The organism is Streptomyces sclerotialus, assembly GCF_040907265.1.
Lineage (GTDB): Bacteria > Actinomycetota > Actinomycetes > Streptomycetales > Streptomycetaceae > Streptomyces > Streptomyces sclerotialus.
In genome coordinates, this window is the sequence record NZ_JBFOHP010000002.1 from 2,563,790 (window position 1) to 2,580,458 (window position 16,669).

The 16,669-nt window shown below is 68.9% G+C and carries 16 protein-coding genes; 8 read left to right on the plus strand and 8 right to left on the minus strand.

From position 1 onward, the window contains the following. The first annotated feature begins 79 nt into the window (after positions 1-79). From AAC944_RS11405 to AAC944_RS11415, 3 genes are read left to right on the plus strand one after another with little or no spacing between them, the layout of a single operon-like run. Positions 80-991, plus strand: a complete 912-nt coding sequence (locus AAC944_RS11405; RefSeq protein WP_030617690.1) for a phosphotransferase family protein — start codon at positions 80-82, stop codon at positions 989-991. Continuing rightward, complete coding sequence (locus tag AAC944_RS11410) at positions 992-1,684, plus strand: class I SAM-dependent methyltransferase (protein ID WP_030617693.1); 693 nt, start codon at positions 992-994, stop codon at positions 1,682-1,684. It abuts the gene before it with no gap. Between the two features lie 34 nt (positions 1,685-1,718). After that, positions 1,719-2,297: an HAD domain-containing protein gene (locus tag AAC944_RS11415; RefSeq protein WP_030617696.1), complete on the plus strand. Its 579-nt coding sequence runs from the start codon at positions 1,719-1,721 to the stop codon at positions 2,295-2,297. Positions 2,298-2,386: 89 nt separating this feature from the next. Here AAC944_RS11415 and AAC944_RS11420 read toward each other — a convergent pair whose 3' ends face one another. The 4 genes from AAC944_RS11420 to AAC944_RS11435 form a co-directional block, all read right to left on the minus strand. Further along, positions 2,387-4,066, minus strand: coding sequence for a relaxase/mobilization nuclease domain-containing protein (locus tag AAC944_RS11420; protein WP_030617698.1), 1,680 nt, complete (start codon positions 4,064-4,066; stop codon positions 2,387-2,389). After that, entirely contained in the window at positions 4,056-4,637 is a 582-nt protein-coding gene (locus tag AAC944_RS11425) for a MobC family plasmid mobilization relaxosome protein (RefSeq protein WP_030617701.1), read from the minus strand. The genes AAC944_RS11420 and AAC944_RS11425 overlap by 11 nt, the downstream gene beginning before the upstream one ends. Positions 4,638-4,957: 320 nt before the next feature. Beyond that, on the minus strand, positions 4,958-6,106 hold the full coding sequence (locus tag AAC944_RS11430) for a DUF3631 domain-containing protein (RefSeq protein WP_037772644.1): 1,149 nt from the start codon (positions 6,104-6,106) through the stop codon (positions 4,958-4,960). A gap of 712 nt (positions 6,107-6,818) precedes the next feature. Continuing rightward, positions 6,819-7,049: a helix-turn-helix transcriptional regulator gene (locus AAC944_RS11435; protein ID WP_030617707.1), complete on the minus strand. Its 231-nt coding sequence runs from the start codon at positions 7,047-7,049 to the stop codon at positions 6,819-6,821. Positions 7,050-7,473: 424 nt separating this feature from the next. Between AAC944_RS11435 and AAC944_RS11440 the strand changes: the two genes are divergently transcribed. Then, positions 7,474-7,776 carry a helix-turn-helix domain-containing protein gene (locus tag AAC944_RS11440; protein WP_030617709.1) on the plus strand — a complete coding sequence of 101 codons (303 nt, stop codon included), beginning with the start codon at positions 7,474-7,476 and terminating at the stop codon, positions 7,774-7,776. Then, entirely contained in the window at positions 7,769-9,046 is a 1,278-nt protein-coding gene (locus AAC944_RS11445) for a tyrosine-type recombinase/integrase (protein ID WP_030617712.1), read from the plus strand. The genes AAC944_RS11440 and AAC944_RS11445 overlap by 8 nt, the downstream gene beginning before the upstream one ends. Here AAC944_RS11445 and AAC944_RS11450 read toward each other — a convergent pair. Both AAC944_RS11450 and AAC944_RS11455 read right to left on the minus strand, forming a co-directional pair. Continuing rightward, a complete protein-coding gene (locus tag AAC944_RS11450; protein WP_196943088.1) occupies positions 9,035-9,337 on the minus strand; it encodes a hypothetical protein in 303 nt (100 codons plus the stop codon). The genes AAC944_RS11445 and AAC944_RS11450 overlap by 12 nt on opposite strands. Positions 9,338-9,563: 226 nt before the next feature. Beyond that, the gene (locus AAC944_RS11455; RefSeq protein ID WP_030617720.1) at positions 9,564-10,184 is read right to left on the minus strand and encodes a hypothetical protein; all 621 of its coding nucleotides are present in this window, start codon (positions 10,182-10,184) and stop codon (positions 9,564-9,566) included. Between the two features lie 442 nt (positions 10,185-10,626). Between AAC944_RS11455 and AAC944_RS11460 the strand changes: the two genes are divergently transcribed. After that, the gene (locus AAC944_RS11460; protein ID WP_030617722.1) at positions 10,627-11,493 is read left to right on the plus strand and encodes a hypothetical protein; all 867 of its coding nucleotides are present in this window, start codon (positions 10,627-10,629) and stop codon (positions 11,491-11,493) included. A gap of 513 nt (positions 11,494-12,006) precedes the next feature. Here AAC944_RS11460 and AAC944_RS11465 read toward each other — a convergent pair. Next, positions 12,007-12,696: a FadR/GntR family transcriptional regulator gene (locus AAC944_RS11465; protein ID WP_030617725.1), complete on the minus strand. Its 690-nt coding sequence runs from the start codon at positions 12,694-12,696 to the stop codon at positions 12,007-12,009. Positions 12,697-12,871: 175 nt separating this feature from the next. On the opposite strand from AAC944_RS11465, the gene leuA reads away from it, so the two are divergent. Together leuA and AAC944_RS11475 are read left to right on the plus strand one after the other, a co-directional pair. Next, a complete protein-coding gene (gene leuA, locus AAC944_RS11470; RefSeq protein WP_051871948.1) occupies positions 12,872-14,692 on the plus strand; it encodes a 2-isopropylmalate synthase in 1,821 nt (606 codons plus the stop codon). Continuing rightward, positions 14,689-15,951: an MFS transporter gene (locus AAC944_RS11475; protein ID WP_051871949.1), complete on the plus strand. Its 1,263-nt coding sequence runs from the start codon at positions 14,689-14,691 to the stop codon at positions 15,949-15,951. The genes leuA and AAC944_RS11475 overlap by 4 nt, the downstream gene beginning before the upstream one ends. Here the strand turns inward: AAC944_RS11475 and AAC944_RS11480 are convergent. Then, entirely contained in the window at positions 15,900-16,664 is a 765-nt protein-coding gene (locus AAC944_RS11480) for a GNAT family N-acetyltransferase (RefSeq protein WP_030617731.1), read from the minus strand. The genes AAC944_RS11475 and AAC944_RS11480 overlap by 52 nt on opposite strands. Positions 16,665-16,669 lie beyond the last annotated feature (5 nt).

A 16,669-nucleotide genomic window follows, 5' to 3' on the forward strand; every position in this document is an offset into this window, starting at 1 on the left:
TGTACGGCTCCGGGGCGGGCCGGCCGCATTCGCCCGCCCCGGACGCCACCAGCTCACCTCACCGACCGGAGCACCGCCCATGGACGAGACCTTGATCGCCGAACTGCTCACCGACCTGTGCACCGTCACCACCCAGCCCACACCGGAGCGGGAGAAAGTACGGGTGTGGTCGATGTCCGGCGTCGAACGGCTGACCTTTCCCGACAGCAGTACGGCCATCTTCAAGTACGCCCAGCGACCGTTCGACCGCGAGGACCAGGCCCTTCGCCTGGCCCACACCTGCGGTGTACCCGTGCCGCAGGTCCACGCCTCGGCCGTACGTGAAGGCTGGCTCGGCATGCTGCTGGAAGACCTCGGCGAGCCGGTCCGTGAGGCCGACAGCCTCGACGGCGCCGTTGCCGCGGTCGCCCTGCACGGAGCAGAGCCGGCCCACGCGCTGACGACGCTGGATGAGAAGGGGCTTCGAGAACTACCTCTTCGCGCCCTGGAGCATCTCGGGTGCCTTCGCGAGGCCGGGCGCTGGCAGGACACTGACGACATCGAAACCGGCTTGGGGCAGATCGCCAAGGCCGCCGACACGCGGGCAGAGGGCGCCGCCATCGCCCCCTTCGGCTGGGTGCACTCCGAGTTCCATCCCACCAGCCTCCACCTCGGCCACCACGGCTGGCGGCTGCTGGACTTCGCCCGCGCCTTCACCGGCCCTGGCCTGCTCGACCTCGCCAGCTGGCACGGCACCATCGGCAGCCCCGACCCCGCACGCCTGCGCGCCTTGCTGGAAACGTACACGGCCCAGGGCGGAACTCCCGACGCCCTGGCCCGACGCGGTGGGCTGTCGGCGGAGGCATGGGCGCTGGGATGGCACCGGATGTGGGCCATCGAATGGTTCATGGAGCAGTCCATCCGCTGGATCAACGACCCGGCCACCGACCCCGCTTACATCAAGGTTGTCCGCCGCCACCTCACCGACACCCTCCAGCTCCTGGCGGTCTAGATGCTGGCCCAAGCCTCCCCCTGGCACGCCCACGCCCCCCAGCGCACCCAGCACAAACCCGCCCAGCCCCTGCCCATCCCCCGCCGCATGGAATGGACCACCCGACCGGGGCTCGGCCCCGGCTCGGAAATCCTCGGCACGGACCTGCGGCGCATGCGGATCCTAGAACTGGGCTGCGGCCCCGGCCACAACGTCGCCTACCTCGCCGCCCGCCGAGCGGCCATAGCTACCGGTGTGGACCTCGTCGGCCTCCAGGTCCGTCGTGCCCGATCCCATTACGGGCGCCTGGCCGGCGTCACCTTCACCGCCGGCCACGCGCTCCACTATCTGCAAGCCACCGACGAGCCGTACGACGCGATCTACTCGGTCTTCGGTGCCGTCGGACTCGTCGACCCCAAGCTCCTGCTGCCCGCCATCGCAGACCGTCTACGCCCAGGCCGCATCCTGGCCTTCTCCGTACCGCACCCCGCCCGGGGAGGGCGACGCCCCTCCCTCGATGACCGGCCGCTCCGGGACTACGTCGCGGTACCTGATGGCTCCCGCCTGCCGATCGCCCGCTGGGAGTTCGACACCGACCGCTGGGCCGTCCACCTGGACCGCGCTGGTCTGCGGCTCACCGCGGCTCAGGAGTTCTACGGCTCCCGCAGCGGCTCCTGCCCAACCACGCTCCTCATCACCGCACGCAAGGACTGACCCACACGCCTCACCCACCTACCCGGAGGTACCGATGCGCCTGCCCTACTTACTCATGGACATCGACGGCGTCCTGGTCCCCTTCCCCTCCTCGGAGGGGACCACCCCGGCAACCCACGACCGCCACGACGTCCTCCCGACCGGCCGGAACCCTGACCAGCCCGTCACGGTCTGGCTCAACCCAGCCCACGGCCCCATGCTTCTGGACCTCATCCGTACTGGAATCTTCGCGCCGGTCTGGTGCACGAGCTGGCGCCAGGACGCCGCCACCATGATCGGGCCCTTGCTCGGCCTCCCGCCCCTCCCGTACGTCGACCTTCCCCGCCCACAGATCACGACCAGCCACCCCAACGGCTACCTGTGGAAACGCGACTACGTAGACGGCTGGCTCGGCGACGCACCGGTCGCCTGGATCGACGACGACTTCACCGGCCTCGACCACACCTGGGCCGCAGAACGCACCGCTGGCGGCCTGACGACCCTCCTGGTGCAGCCTGACCCTCATGTCGGGCTGCTCCTCGAACACGTCACCCAGGTCACGACGTGGGCGGCGCAGCTGCGAAGCGCACGGACCGGCGCGGCGGACGCGCCGCACGGCGCCGAAGCCGCGTGACAGAAATTCGCCAGGAAGCGCTGATGCCCTCCCCGCTCGTAGCGGCGAGGGCATCAGGTCGGACTCAGCGATACCGATTGAAGGTACCGCTATCGATGGCGACCACGTTCATCGGGCCTTGTGTTTACCGCTGTGGCCGGAGGTCGCAGTGCGATCGGCATGGGCGAAGTGCCGCGGAAGGCACTTCGTTTCTGTGCTGCCTGTGCGCGCTTGTTGGGTTGGACGGTGATGCGCCAGTTGAGGACTTCGGCGGGGCGTTCAGCCGTGTCGAGTTCCCGGCGGGCGGCCACCTCGGCGAGGAGGCGGTGGGCGTTGTGGCCGGCGCTTTCGGTCATGGCAAGGGTGGTGGCCAGGGCGGGCCAGGCGGGGTCGGTAATGATGCGGTCAGAGTGGTCGGGGAGGGTCTGACGCACGGTGGCCTCAAAGCGCTGGGTGGTCTGGGGGCGCGGGACACGTTGGGCGAGGTCTGCCAGGGCGGGCTCGGCGGCTTGGCGGTAACCCTCCTGCAAGTGGCGGAACGCTTCTTCGGCGGCAGCGGCCTGCTGCTCGTGGCCGCGCTGCTCGTGCCACTGGGCGGCGGCACGGGCCAGGTGCAGGGCAGTGAATACGAGAGCGATGGCGACTCCGCCCGGAACGTCGGGAGCATAGACGAGTTCCTTGGCGGCTTGGCGAAGCTCAGTAGCGGCCTGGTGGTCGGCTCGGATTGCCGAGCGGCGGGCCCGGTTGAACGCCTGTGCCGCCACTTGCAGTTCGGCTCGGTGCGTGCCGGGCGGTGTGACGCGGGCCAGGTTGTGCAGGGTGTCGGCGAAGGCGTCCAGGTGGCCCTGGGCGGTAGCGGCGTCACCCGTTTCGAGCACGGTGCGGGCTGCGCGGACGGCTGATTCGGTGCGACGCCACGGGTCGGCCGGGTCCGCCGCCGGTTGCGGAGGGTCAGCAATCTTCTGGCTGGGGAGGCGTTCAGCCAGGCGCTTGTAGGACAGGTCGGGGGCGAGTTTGGAGCCGCCGAAGAAGACGGTGTCGCCGGGGGCAGCCAGACTGTAGCCGTCTATCTCGCCGTTCTTGGCGCTGATGCGCGGCCTGACCTGGATGCCGAGCGAGGTAAGGACGGTGAAGTAGTCGTCGGTGCTCTGGACAGCGGCGGCAACCGCGTACGCGCGTTCCCGCAGCCACTCCCGCGCGGTCACCTCCTGGCCTTGCCGCTCGGCCTTGGCTCGCTCCGCCCCGGTGGGCGTCTTGGGGGCGGTCAGGTCGCCGGACTTGAGGCGGCGTAGGCCATACTCGGTCTCGATCTTCCGGCACTCCTTCTGGGCCCGCCAACCGTCCCGATTCGTACGCGGGCGGCGGCCGTCGGCGCGGACGGTAGTGGCCAGGATGTGAATGTGGTCATCCGCGTGCCGCACGGCGATCCACCGGCATGCCTTGGCGTCTCCCTCGGGGGCGATGCCGGTGGTGGCGACGACGCGGCGGGCAACCTCGGCCCACTCGGCGTCGGTCAGGTAGCGGTCACCGGGCGCGGTGCGTACCGGGCAGTGCCACACGTGCTTGGGTGGCTTGGCACCGAGTTCGCGTGGGCGCAGGTCGACGTGGTGGTCGAGGCGCTTGGCGAGCAGGCTGAAGGTGGCACGCGGGTCACGGCCGGGGTCGGGGGCGCCGGCCATGTCCCAGGCGGCCACGATGTGCGGGTCGGTGTGTTCCTCGCACCGCCCCTTGCCGAACAGGTACTTGATCAGGCCGCGGGTGTCGGAGCCGGTGGAGACATCAGGCACCATATGCGGCACCTTCCTCCATGAGCTTGTCCATCAGCTGATAGCTGTGCTCGACGGCCTGGTCTACGTGGTCGAGTACAGCCTCGGCGTGGTCGGGGATGGTTCCGCTGTTGATGGCCATGGTGATCTGGTTGAGGTTGTTGCCGATGCGGTTGAGCGCGGTGACGTGCGCCTCGACGGCCTCCACCAGGGGGCGGGCCGGGTCGTCTTCCGGGCTGCCGGTCAGGGTGGTCTGGCCGAGGGCGACGGCGAGTGCGGCGTCGCCAACGAACCCAGCGAACTTCTGACCGCGCCGCGTAGCCTCCGCGGCGATGATGCGGACCGCAGTGGGAGTGAAGCGGATGGTCTTGTCCTGGTCGCGCTTCTCGGTGGTGCGCTTGCGGTTCATCAGCGCGGGCAGGGTCGGGGCGTCGGGCTCGCGCCACGAAGGGTGCTCGACAGGCGGCGCGGTGTCGGCGGGCGGCTCGTCAGGCACCGTGTCGGGAGGAACAGCGTCGGAAGGGACAGCGTTGGGCTCGGCCACCCCCTCCCCTGGCTCGGGCGTCCGCTGGCGCCCGGCCTCCTCCTCCGCCACACCAGGGGCGGGGGCAAGCGCGGACGAAGCCTCGTTAGAGGCTCGTTCGCTCCAGCTTGCTGCTGTTCGTCGGCCCAGGCCGAACCATCCCCTGCGGCGGCGCGAGGGGGCGGCGTCGTTGGTGCTGTTGTCGTACATGGCGGTGCTCCGGTGGCGTGTGCGCGGGTGATGTCACATCCGTTGCATCCGTCGCAGGGCTGGTCAGCACAGGTACGGACACACGGGCAGGTACGGAGAGATGCGTCCCGGAAAGGCGATCCGTCCCCGCGCTGACCTGCGCGGGGACGGATGCGACGCAGTGATACGGACTCAGGCTGGGGTCAGCGGGCGCGCTCGGGGCCGGGAAATTCCCCTGGAGGTCCGACGGGCGGCAGCGTGTGTACCACCGAGCGCGCGGGCGCGGCGCCGTGTGCCGGTTCGGGCGCGGTCTCAGTGAGATCGGGGCAGTGGCGGGCCCAGGCGTCGAGGAAGCGGTTGCGCATGTATGCCTTGGCCTGCTTGTTCTTGGTGAACCGGTAATTGGCCGAGCTGATGCCGAAATCCCGCAGCAGGTTGCCCAGGTGGTAGGCGTTCAGGCCCTTGGTGCCATACTCCGCCCACGGGCCATCCACATCTTGGATCAGAGCAACAACCAGATCCTGCGTGGCCAGGACCTCAGGGTCCTGGTTCTCGGCGAAGATGCGGTGGATGTCACGCAGCAGTCGCGTCTTCAGGCTGCTCTGCTCGTCCTGGACGGCCTCGTACCGGGTCATCATGAGGCAGGCCGCGCGGGCCTTGTCCGGCCAGTGACCACCGGCCAGGTCAGCGACGATGACCAACGGCTCCCAGGTGTCCGCGGCCCGGTCTTCGACCGGCATCCTCGGCACCATACGGGCGGCCGTCCCGCGCAGCGGCCCCAGCCAGGCGGCCAGCTTGTCGCGCAGCGCGTTGAGTTCAGGCTTGGCGTAGCGCGAGCGGAACGGGGTGATCTTCTCGCCGGGCTTGCGCTTCTGCATCCGGAGCACGACCGTCCGGTCCATGATCGTGTCCGGCAGGTCGCCGATCCCCGCGATCGCGGCCATGGCGAAGGTCGGATACGGGGTGGGCTTGTGCTCTGGTCCGGAGATGCGCCAGGCGGGCCGGTTGCGCTGGTGCCCGGCGTTCAGCAGGCCACGCAGGTCCTCCTTGTCACCCGCCTTGGGGCCGAAGATGGTGTCGGCCTCGTCCACCAGCAGCGTGGGCGGGTTCTTGCCGATGACCCTGAAGACCACCGCCGGGGAGGTGTTCACGGTCATCATCGGCTGGTGGACGGTCTCGTGGAGCACGTCCAGGACGCGGGACTTGCCGGCCCCCTTGGTCGCCGCGACCACCGCGAGGCGGGGCGCGTGCTGCAGGGCGGGCTGAATGTGGGAGGCCGCCACCCACAGGGTGACCGCGGTCAGTGCCTCCTCGCTCGGCGCCACCACGTACCGGCCGATCGCCGACCGCAACTCGTCCAGCAGTGTGGCCCCGTCACCGGTCGCCTCGACGCCGGCACCGTCGTGGCCTCCGTCCTCCTGCCCGGCGTCAGGGGCGGCCACGGTTCCGTGCTGCGCGGTCTCCGCCGCAGGGCCGCTGGTCCGCAGTGGCTGGTGGGAACCACGGTCACCATCGCAGTCTTCTGGTGCACCGCTCGCGTCGTGAGGATCGATGTCCGCATCCGGAACCAGCGGACCGAGACCAGAGCCCTGGTCCGCACTCGGGAGGCGATCTGGTCCGCCGGGGCCGGTGTGGTCCGCGGCCCGTGGTCCGGTCCGCGCGTCGCTGACCTGCTTCTTTTCTGCTCCTGCGGCGGTCTGGAACGGAGTCGGTAGCGTGGTCCGCGCCTCGTCGGCGGATCGGTCCGCGCCCTCGGGTGGCTGCGGACCAACGCCGTGGTCCGGTTGGCCCGTGGTCCGCACTACAGGGGACTGTATGTCGAACTTGTCCGGACGGCGCCCGGGAATGCCCTGACCGGGGACCGCGACCTGCGGCCACACGACCTTGGAGGATGTGTTCGAAGCAGCGGGGGACGTAGAGTCGCCCATGGATGTTCCTCTCTGGTGAGAGGCAGGGCGGGCGAAGCCCCGCCTCTCACCGGTTCGTTTGTTCAGGAAAGGGCAGCGAGTTGGGGAGCCGGCCCTCGGCGTTGGCGCGCCGGGGGCCGCACTGTTTCGGTGCCGGTCAGGCCGTGAGGTCGTACGTGGCCTGGGCTGCGAGCCATTCGTCCACCTCCGGCCAGCGGTAGCGCAGGTGGCGGCCGACCTTGAGGGTGTTCGGGCCCGTACGGCGGTGCCGCCACTGATAGAGGGTCTTCACCGGCACACCGAGGTAGGCGGCGACCTCCTCCGGCGTGGCCAGCGGGGTGCGGCTCGTGCTGCCGGCGGCGATTACGGGGCGAGAGTTTCGGGGCATGGGTCTCCTTCAACAGGGATAGGGGGCTGGACATGATGACCACAGTTTTCCTGCCGCATCCAGCGGCATTGTGCAGAGCTTTCACGGCCCCACCAAACGGCACATCGCCGACTGGGCTGTCACCGTAAAAGCAAATCCCCTGTTGATCTTCATCGCCAAAAATCAGAGTTCCATCTGACCGATTACCACCGGAAGGTCCGGGCGGAACCGATCAACCCTCCCAGAAAGAACCACGAGGCCAGGAGGGTGCTGTGACGAGCGGCGATGCCTGTCGCCGCAGTGGCGGCGCGGGACCATAGCACAAAATTCCGGCTTCACTGAATCGCTCATCCCGCATCTCGCTTTACCCGTCGGATGCGAGTTATGGAAAGTTTCAGAGCCATCGCTTGCCACGGCCCGGTAATTCGAGTTACAGCTTTCTGTCATGGCAACACGACCCATCGAAATAGGCCCTGCCGGAATCCAGGCCGCCCGCACCATCGAGAGCCTGCGCCTGGCGCGTGGGCTCTCCCAGCACCAGCTCGCCGAACGCTGCACCGCACTGGGTCGGCCACTGACCAACATCGCCCTCAGTCGCACCGAGCGCACCCGCCGCCGTTGCGACATCGACGACCTCGTCACCATCGCCGCCGCCCTCGGCATACCCCCGGCTGCCCTTCTGCCCCAGTGGACGGATCTCAGCGTCACCTCCCGCTCCGCAGCTGTACAGGAGGCCCTCCTTGGCTGAGCCGTACGACCGCTGGCATAAGAAGCGGCCGCAGCCCGGCGAGGAGAAGTGCAAGAACCACGGCAAAGTACCCTCCGGCGAACACGGGCGCGGAAAGCGCTGGCTGGCCCGGTGGCGTGACCCGGAAGGGAACCAGCAAAGCGAGAGCTTCGACCGGTTCGAGGACGCCCGGCAACACCTCACCAAGATGCGGAGCGGCGTCGACGACGGAACGTACATCGATCCGAGGAAGGGCGAGGCCCAGCTCAAGTCGGTGGCCGAGCAGTGGCTGGAGAACCAGATCTTCGACAATCCCCGGACGTACGCCCAGTACGAGTCACGCGTACGCAACCACATCATCGAACCGCTCGGGGCGCTCAAGCTGCGCCAGGTCAAGTCGTCCACCGTGCAGACCTGGATCAAGCACCGGCTGCAGGTACTCGACGAGACGACCGTGGGCCTCGTCTTCACACACCTATCTTCGATCCTGGCCATGGCCGTGGACGACGACCTGATCGCCAAGAATCCTTGTGAAACAGGCTCGGTGAAGCGGGTGAAGCCCCGGCGGTCAAAGAAGACGGCGAAGGATGTACCGCTGTCGTGGGAGCAGACGGATGCCCTACGGCCGCACTTGCCCGAGCGTTACCAGGCCACAGTCGACTGCGGCCGAGGACTGGGCATGCGGCAGGGCGAGATCTTCGGGTTCAGCCCCGAGGACGTCAACTGGCTGCAGAAGAACAAGGTCGTCCACATACGCCGTCAGATCGCCCACGATCGCGGCACGCTCGTCTTCGCTCCCCCGAAGGGCGGCACAGAGGACGACCCGAAGGATCGGTTCGTGCCGCTCAGCGACGAGCTGGCGGCGTTGCTCACCGAGCACATGCGTAAGCATCCGCCGGTCGAAGTCTCACTTCCCTGGCTGGAGAAGGGCGCCGAGCCGATCACCGTCCGCCTCGTGTTCACCACGCGCGAGCGGAAGCCACTGAACAAGAACTACTTCAACTACCTCTGGAAGGGCGCCCTGGAGGCAATCGGCGCGATAGCAGCCCTCAACGACAAGCCCGTCGGAAGGGGCCGCAAGTGGCAAGAGTGCCGGGACAAGATGATGCACTCACTACGGCACCTCTTCGCCTCCGAGGCGATCAACGAGGGCGTCGACGTCTACACGCTCGCCGACCTCCTCGGCCACGAGGACCCTGCGTTTACCCTCCACCGCTACGTCCACCGTGTGACGGGTGCGGTCGAGAAGGCCCGCAAGGCGATCGGCCGACGCTACCGCCTAGCCGCCTGAAGAGGTCCCACCCGCCTCACTCGCCTTCGAGCAGATCCACCGCCACTCCTGGATATCTATGTCGAACTTGCCTCGACGGACGTCCTGGAGAGCAGCCGCGTAACCGATCTCGATGGCTCGCGAGAACGCTTCAAGGACCTCCATCGGGGCGTTCAGGTAGCCGCTGCCTGAGTGGAGGTTGGCAGCAGCTTCGGACACCGCGCGAGCGTCCTGAGCAGGCACGGTGGCTATGTGGAGATCGTTGATGGCGCGTACGAAACCATCGAGCTGTTCCTTTGGTGTGTCAGTCATGAGGGACAGGATGTGCCGCCGAGGGCTGTTCGAAACGCCAGCCCGTCGTTTCTCCCCCGCGATGTGCACCGCTTGTACAATGGACCGGCCGTGGAACACGCGTCCGAGCAGGTCAGAACGCTTTTTTCGCTCTCCTGTGTCGCCTGTGGGCCGTGGGTCAAGTTCTTCCACCCTCGGAAGGCGCGGCCCACGGCGCTGCCGTGTCAGTCGGCCCTAGCTTGACTGGTCATTCGTCGCTGGCTTCGGACCTGGGACCCAAACCATCGGGGTTCCTCAGTCTAGCCCTGAGCATTCGTCTCATCTCAGACTGGTTGCTTCGCTCCCACTCCTTCCAGGCCACAGTGAAGGCGCCGGTCTCTCTTGGGATGGGATCACCACGTCGCCAGGCACCCATGCACTCAACGGCATGTTCGGTCACGGCCTGGAATGTCCACTGCCGGCGGATCGGCGTGCACCTATCTATCTCCTCCCAGTTCTCCAAAAGCTCAAGTGTGCGGAGGAGGCGTTCGCGCAGCTCGTCATTTCGGACGACATAGGCTGCGATCTTGGCAGGGCCCAGCGAGTCATTCAGAACCGTTCCCCACTCCCGCGCCTGTAGGTAGTACTCCTCTCGCACCTCCTCCCTGATCACGTCCGGTCCTGTCTTCGGGGGCGGATCTGGCTCCCAGGGCATGCTGCGCAGGTGGCACTCAATCCGCACAAACGCTTCCGATAGCGCCGCCACAGCAGCGTCCTGCCTCCCTTCCAGACGCTCGCTCTTGGCTCGCTTAGCCTCCCAGCGATGCGCGAAATAGCTCGCAATGAAGGACACGATCGCACCAAGCATCACCAACAGGAACTGCTCCATGCCACCAGTGTGATCTCCCTAGGTCCCAAGCGCAGGCCGTCGGCGGCACCTCTGGCTGAGAAAGAGCGCCGCCGATGGGAGACCACTGCCAGGCGGCGACGGCTGCCTCTCCCTCGCTATCCGCTTCTGCGTCGAACGCTGCGTCGCAAACCCACAACGGCGCTGCCCGCCCCCCTCAGGCGGGCCAGTGGCGGAGGCGAACGCACGCCCCGCTTGTGCTAAGGCTTTCCTGTAACTCGACGCAGAGGTGGACAGACATCGGGTACAGTGCGGCCAGATGCCGGTCCGCGGAGGCCCGGTTGCCAGCAGAAGTATGTGAGCCCGGTACTCACGGAAGCTGTGCAGGGTGTGGAGCACCTACTCCGCGACGCAGCAAACGACGCGTGGTTTCACAAGGTATGTGGCTCTGATTCGCTGACCGGGCAGCGGTGTGAGGTGAAGCATGCCCGAAAGCCAGCGAAACATGGCGGCCCGTACTCGTTTGCTATACACCGGCGAGAAGTTCGACGCAGCCAAAGCAGGCATCGCCCGCGACCACTCCATCGGGCTAGATGTGTGTATCGCAGGGCAACGAGAGCTACGTGCACTGCTCGCACTCGGATTGCTGAACCGCGGGTATGACTACAGCACTCCCGCAGGGTGGCGCATGGCTGCCCTCTCCGCGTACACCATCACGGCGTCCCCACGGTTCCATCGCATGGTGCTCATCACTGACGTGCCCCACAACGTGGTCGACTACCTGCTGCCGGAGCCGAACGGGGTAGGCGGGTTGCCGGGTCTGCGGGTTGAGGAGCACCGCGGGTACGGGACCTACATCATGCGGCATCTGCCCACCGACGCTCAGTTCGTAGTCACGGACAATCCGTCAGGGAAGCCTGCCGGCGCACGAAGGAAGTCCTACGTCGATTTCTTCACCGTGGACGCTCCGCTCACTCCCGGCGAACGCGAACAGCTTGCCAGCGTGCCTCCCATGACTGAGTACGCACAGTGCCTGCTGGCCGGCGTCTTCTGCCGCATCTCAGCACGAGACCCTCACCGCAGGTGGGCAATCGGCAACTGGTTCTACGACCCCCTGCAGCGCTCAGGCTGGCTCGGCAATCCCCGCAGTCTCGGTGAAGACCGGCAGCTTCAAGGGACCGGTGACAGCTGGGAGCTGCGATGGGACTCATACCCCTATCCAGACGACCTGGCCGCTTCATTGACTGATCCGGTCATCGGCATTCCCGGGGCCAGGACGGTGTCGGCACCCGACCATCTCGCCATCACGCTCGGCAACGCTACGCTCCGCCTTCGCTCGCGACGTTCCTAGTCGGCCGCACGCCATTCGTCTCTATGAGCTACCGAGAGAAAGCACTCGCGTCGTGATCGAGATCCTTGGGGCCTTTGGCACCGGCATGCCTTGGTGGGCAGCATGCCTGGTCGTCGCATTCACTAGCGTGGTCTTCTTCTGTCTCCGGGCCCTGCGAATGCTCATCCCAGATGAGTCCCGTGACCGATTGGCATGGTGGATCGCCGTCCTGGAGCACCGCCGCCGTACCGCCGGGACGGCCGTACGGCAGCGACGAGTCGCTGGCAAGTACCGCAAGGCACACCGCCGAAGTCACAAGAGGCGTAGCGATTCCGTCTGACGCTCCTCCAGTGCACCGCTTGTGCACCGAGCTCGTCGTGGGTCACACGTCCGAGCAGGTCAGAAGCGTTTCCCAGCTGTACTTCGACATCTAAAGAGCACCTGCTCTTCTCGCCGAGGGCCGTCACCCCGCAGCCGGGGTGGTGGCCCTCGGGCGTTGTCGGGAGGGCGTTGTCGGAACGGCTGAGGGCGGGCTCAGAGGGACTGGAGGCGGGTGAGGGTCTGCTGGAGTTCTTCGCGCAGGGCGTGGCCGGCTGCGGCGGCGTTGCCTGTGGCGACGGCGTCGACGAGGGCGGCGTGGCCGGCGTCGCCGTGGTTGGGGTCGGCGGAGCGGAGGTCGAGGAGTTCCACGAGGTCGATCAGGCGCTGGCGGAGTACGGGGACGAACTCGCCGAAGAGGGCGGTGAGTACGGGGTTGTGGGCCGCGGCGACGACGGCGTGGTGCAGGGCGATGTCGGCGTCGACGAATTCGGCGTCGCTGCCGGTTGCGGCCGCGCGGCGGCGGTCCAGGGCCGCGTGGAGGGCGGTGAGGTCGGCGTCGGTGCGGCGTTCCGCGGCCAGCTGTGCGGCCTCGACCTCGATCAGCATGCGGACTTCGTAGGCGTCGGTCACGGCTGACCTGCGCAGTTGGCCGGCCCAGTCCTCCTGCGGCTCGGTGGCGACGACGAAGACGCCGGCGCCCTGGCGGGCCTGGACCAGGCCGGCCCCGGCGAGGGCGCGCAGGGCTTCCCGCACAGTGGAGCGGCCCACGCCGAGGGTCTTGGCGAGGGTGGTCTCGCCGGGGATCTTGGTGCCGACCGGCCAGTCGCCTCCGGTGATCTGATCGCGTAGGTGCTGGGTGGCCTGTTCGACCAGGGGGCTGGGGCGGAGCGCACCGAGAGTCACGAGGTCCTTACCTCTCAGGTTGTCTGAGGAGCTGAGCTGTGGTTAGTGTACGCGGTATGACGCTGTGCGGACTCCTTCTTCTTGGCCGCCGCGGCGGGGCCTGACGCGACCGGCACCCCGCCGCGGGGTGCCGTGCTGCCGGTCATCCGTTGACCGACGAAAGAAGTTCCCAGTCATGGCTTCCTCCGAGACCACGACGTTCCCCACGCTGCGTACCCCGTCGGGCGAGGTTCCCGCGCACGCTCCGGCGTGGAATCCGCAGCGGCCCAGTGCGATGCCGCACCACCGCTACCGGCCCGCGCACTCCCGTGTCGCGCTGCCCCTGACGGACCGGACGTGGCCGTCCCGCCGGATCGAGCAGGCCCCGCTGTGGGTGCCGGTCGACCTGCGCGACGGCAACCAGGCGCTGGCCGAGCCGATGGACATCGCGCGCAAGCGCCGGATGTTCGACCTCCTGTGCACCATGGGGTTCAAGGAGATCGAGGTGGGCTATCCGTCCGCCAGCCAGGCCGACTTCGACTTCGTCCGGCACCTGGCGACCAGCGGCGCGGTGCCCGAGGACGTGACGATCTCCGTCTTCACCGCGGCCCGTGACGATCTGATCGACCGGACGGTCGAGTCCGTCGCGGGACTGCCGCGTGTCCTGGTCCACCTCTACACCGCCACCGCACCCACCTGGCGTGACGTGGTCCTGGGGCGGTCCCGCGCGGAGCTGCACGGACTGATCCGGGAGGCCGGCACCCATCTGATGCGGCGCGCGGAGGAGCAGTCCGGGTCCGACATCCGGTTCGAGTTCTCCCCCGAGGTCTTCAACCTCACGGAGCCGGACTACGTCCTGGAGGTCTGCGACAGCATGACCGAGCTGTGGGACGCCTGCCCGGACCGGCCGGTGGTCCTCAACCTGCCCGCGACGGTGGAGATCGCCACACCCAACGTCTACGCGGACCAGATCGAGTACATGGACCGCCACCTGGCGCGGCGTGACTCGGTGATCCTGTCCGTGCACCCGCACAACGACCGCGGCACCGGTGTCGCCTGCGCCGAGCTGGCCGTCCTGGCGGGGGCGCAGCGGGTGGAGGGCTGTCTGTTCGGCAACGGCGAGCGGACCGGCAACGTCGACCTGGTCGCGCTGGCCCTGAACCTGTACACGCAGGGCGTGAACCCGATGGTCGACTTCTCCGACATCGACGCCGTACGGGAAGTGGTGGAGCACTGCACCCGGCTGCCGGTCCCGCCGCGCCACCCCTACGGCGGCGACCTCGTGCACACGGCGTTCTCCGGCACCCACCAGGACGCCATCTCCAAGGGCATGGCGCACCACGCCGAGCGCGCCGCCGAGCTGGGCGTCCCCGCGTCGGAGGCCCCGTGGGAGGTGCCGTACCTGCCCATCGACCCGGGCGACATCGGCCGTACGTACGAGGAAGTCATCCGCATCAACTCGCAGTCCGGGAAGGGCGGGGTCGCGCATCTGCTGCACACCCACCACGGCCTGGACCTGCCCAAGGGGATGCGTCCCGACTTCTCCCGCGCGGTGCAGCGGGTCACCGACGCCGACGGGCAGGAGCTCACCCACAAGGACCTGTGGGAGCTGTTCCGCAGCACCTACCTCGCTCCGGCCGAGGACGGCCCGGTCACGCTGGTCTCCTGGCACACGGCGGAGACGGCGCCCGGGGAGCACCGGTTCACCTGCACCCTGCGCACGGACGGGGAGGAGCACCAGTACGGCGGGACGGGGAACGGACCGTTGTCGGCCTTCGCCGCGGCACTCGGGACCGCCGGGATCGCGCTCGACATCCTGCACTACACCGAGCACGCGACGGCCACCGGTCCGGGCAGCCCGGCCGTCGCCTACGCGGAGTGCCGGGTGAACGGTACGACGTGCTGGGGCGCCGGCTGGGACACCTCCGTACTCGTGGCGTCGGTACAGGCCGTCCTGGCCGCCGCCAACCGCGCGCTGCGGACCCGTCCGGCCGGTGAGTCCGGGGGTGCCCGATGAAGAAGGGACAGCTCGGCTTCCTGTCCGGCACGCATGTGGTCAACGACCTGTACCAGGGCGCGATCCCGGCGATGCTGCCGTTCCTGATGTCCCAGCGCCACTACAGCTACGCCGCGGTCTCCGGCCTGGCGTTCGCGGCGAGCGGCATCTCCAGCCTGTTCCAGCCGGTGTTCGGCGTCCTCTCGGACCGCAAGCCGCGGCCCTGGCTGGTGCCGGCCGGGTTCTGTGCCGCCGCGCTGGGCGTCGTGGCGGCCGGGCTGGCGGGCAGCTATGCGGCCACCTGGCTGTTCATCGCGCTGGCCGGGATCGGCATCGCGGCCTACCACCCGCCCGCGACCAGCCAGGCGCGCGCCGCCGGCGGGTCGTCGCAGAAGGCGATGAGCGTCTTCTCGGTCGGCGGCACGGTCGGTGGTTCCCTCGCACCGACGCTGGTCACCCTGGTCATCGGCTCGGCGGGCTTCTCCGGGAGCTATCTGCTGGCGATTCCCGCCCTGGTCATGGCGGTGCTGTGGGTGCTCAAGGGCCCCTGGATGCGGTGGCGGGGCCACACGACGGCGGTCCCGCCGTCCGCCGCGGCCCGTGCCGCGGCGGGGGCGAGCGGCGCGGCGCAGGCGGACGACTGGCGTTCCTTCGCCCGCCTGGTGGCCGTCATCATCGGGTGGTCCATCCCGTACGTCATGGTCACCTCGATGGTGTCGCTGCACGCGCAGCGCGACCTGGACAGCTCGGCGGGGGCCGGTGCCGCCGTGCTGACCTGCTTCACCGCGGCCGGGGCGGTCGGCACGCTGCTGGGCGGCTGGGTCGGGGACCGGTACGGCCGGATGACCTCGATCCGGGTCGGCTACCTGGTGGCGCTGCCCGCGCTGCTGGTCATCGCCTGGGCCCCGGCGCTGCCGGTGCTGGTGGTGAGTGCCGTCGTCTTCGGTGTCGCGATGTTCCTGCCGTTCGCCGCGCAGGTCACGCTCGCCCAGGACTACCTGCCCAGCCGCCCCGGTACGGCCAGTGGCCTGACGCTGGGGCTGGCGATGGCGGCCGGCGGCCTGTGCTCCCCCGCGTTCGGCCGGCTCGCCGACGCGAGCGGCCTGAGCGTCACGTTCTACGTGCTGGTCGCCGTCTTCCTGGTGCCCGTCGTCATGGCGCTCCGGCTGTCCGACCGCACCCCGGACGCGCCCGGGTCCACGCCGGACGCGCCCGAGTCGCCGTCGCCTCAGCCGCCGTCGGAGATCCGGGCCGAGACGCAGGGGTCCTCGTTGCGGTAGCCGAGGCGGTCGTAGAGGCGTTCGGCGGGGGCGTTGTCGGTGAGCTGCCAGAGGGTGCAGAAGCCGTGGCGGCGTACGGCGTGGCGGGTGAGCCAGGAGGTCAGCGCCGCGCCGAGCCCCTGGCCGCGGAGGGCCGCGTCGGTCGCGACGGAGGCCATCAGCGGGGCGCCGCTGTCCCGGAGGCTGCTCAGGGCGCCGCAGGCGACCAGCCGGCCGTCCGCGTCGCGGATGCCGGCCCACAGGCTGACGTCCGCGGAGCCGGGGCCGGTCGAGTGCGCTGGGCTGTGCGCGTTGAGGAAGGCGAGCAGTTCGTCGTGGTGGCTCTCGTCGAGGGCCACCACCCGGTCCTCACCGCGCTGCACGGGCGGCTCCTCCACCGTCCAGCGGAAGATCCACTCGACGACGCCGGTCACCGGGAGGTGGCGGCCGACCAGGGTCTCCGTGCCGCGGGGGCCGGTGAACTCCCGTATCCGGTCGGGCATCGTCAGTGCCGCGCGCAGGACGAGGCCGGCGGCGGCTTCCGGTTCGCCGACGCTCCACACATGGCCGCGGGCGTCGTCGAGCCAGGCGGCGGCGCCTTCGCCGGTCCAGCCGATCCGGTCGGCCGGGCGCTGCCGCGCGGCACCGAAGCGCAGCAGCGCGGAACCGGCCCGGCGCTCCAGGCCCTGGTCGAACAGGTCGGCGGTCCGGGGGACAAGAGTCGTTGCCAGCATCGCTC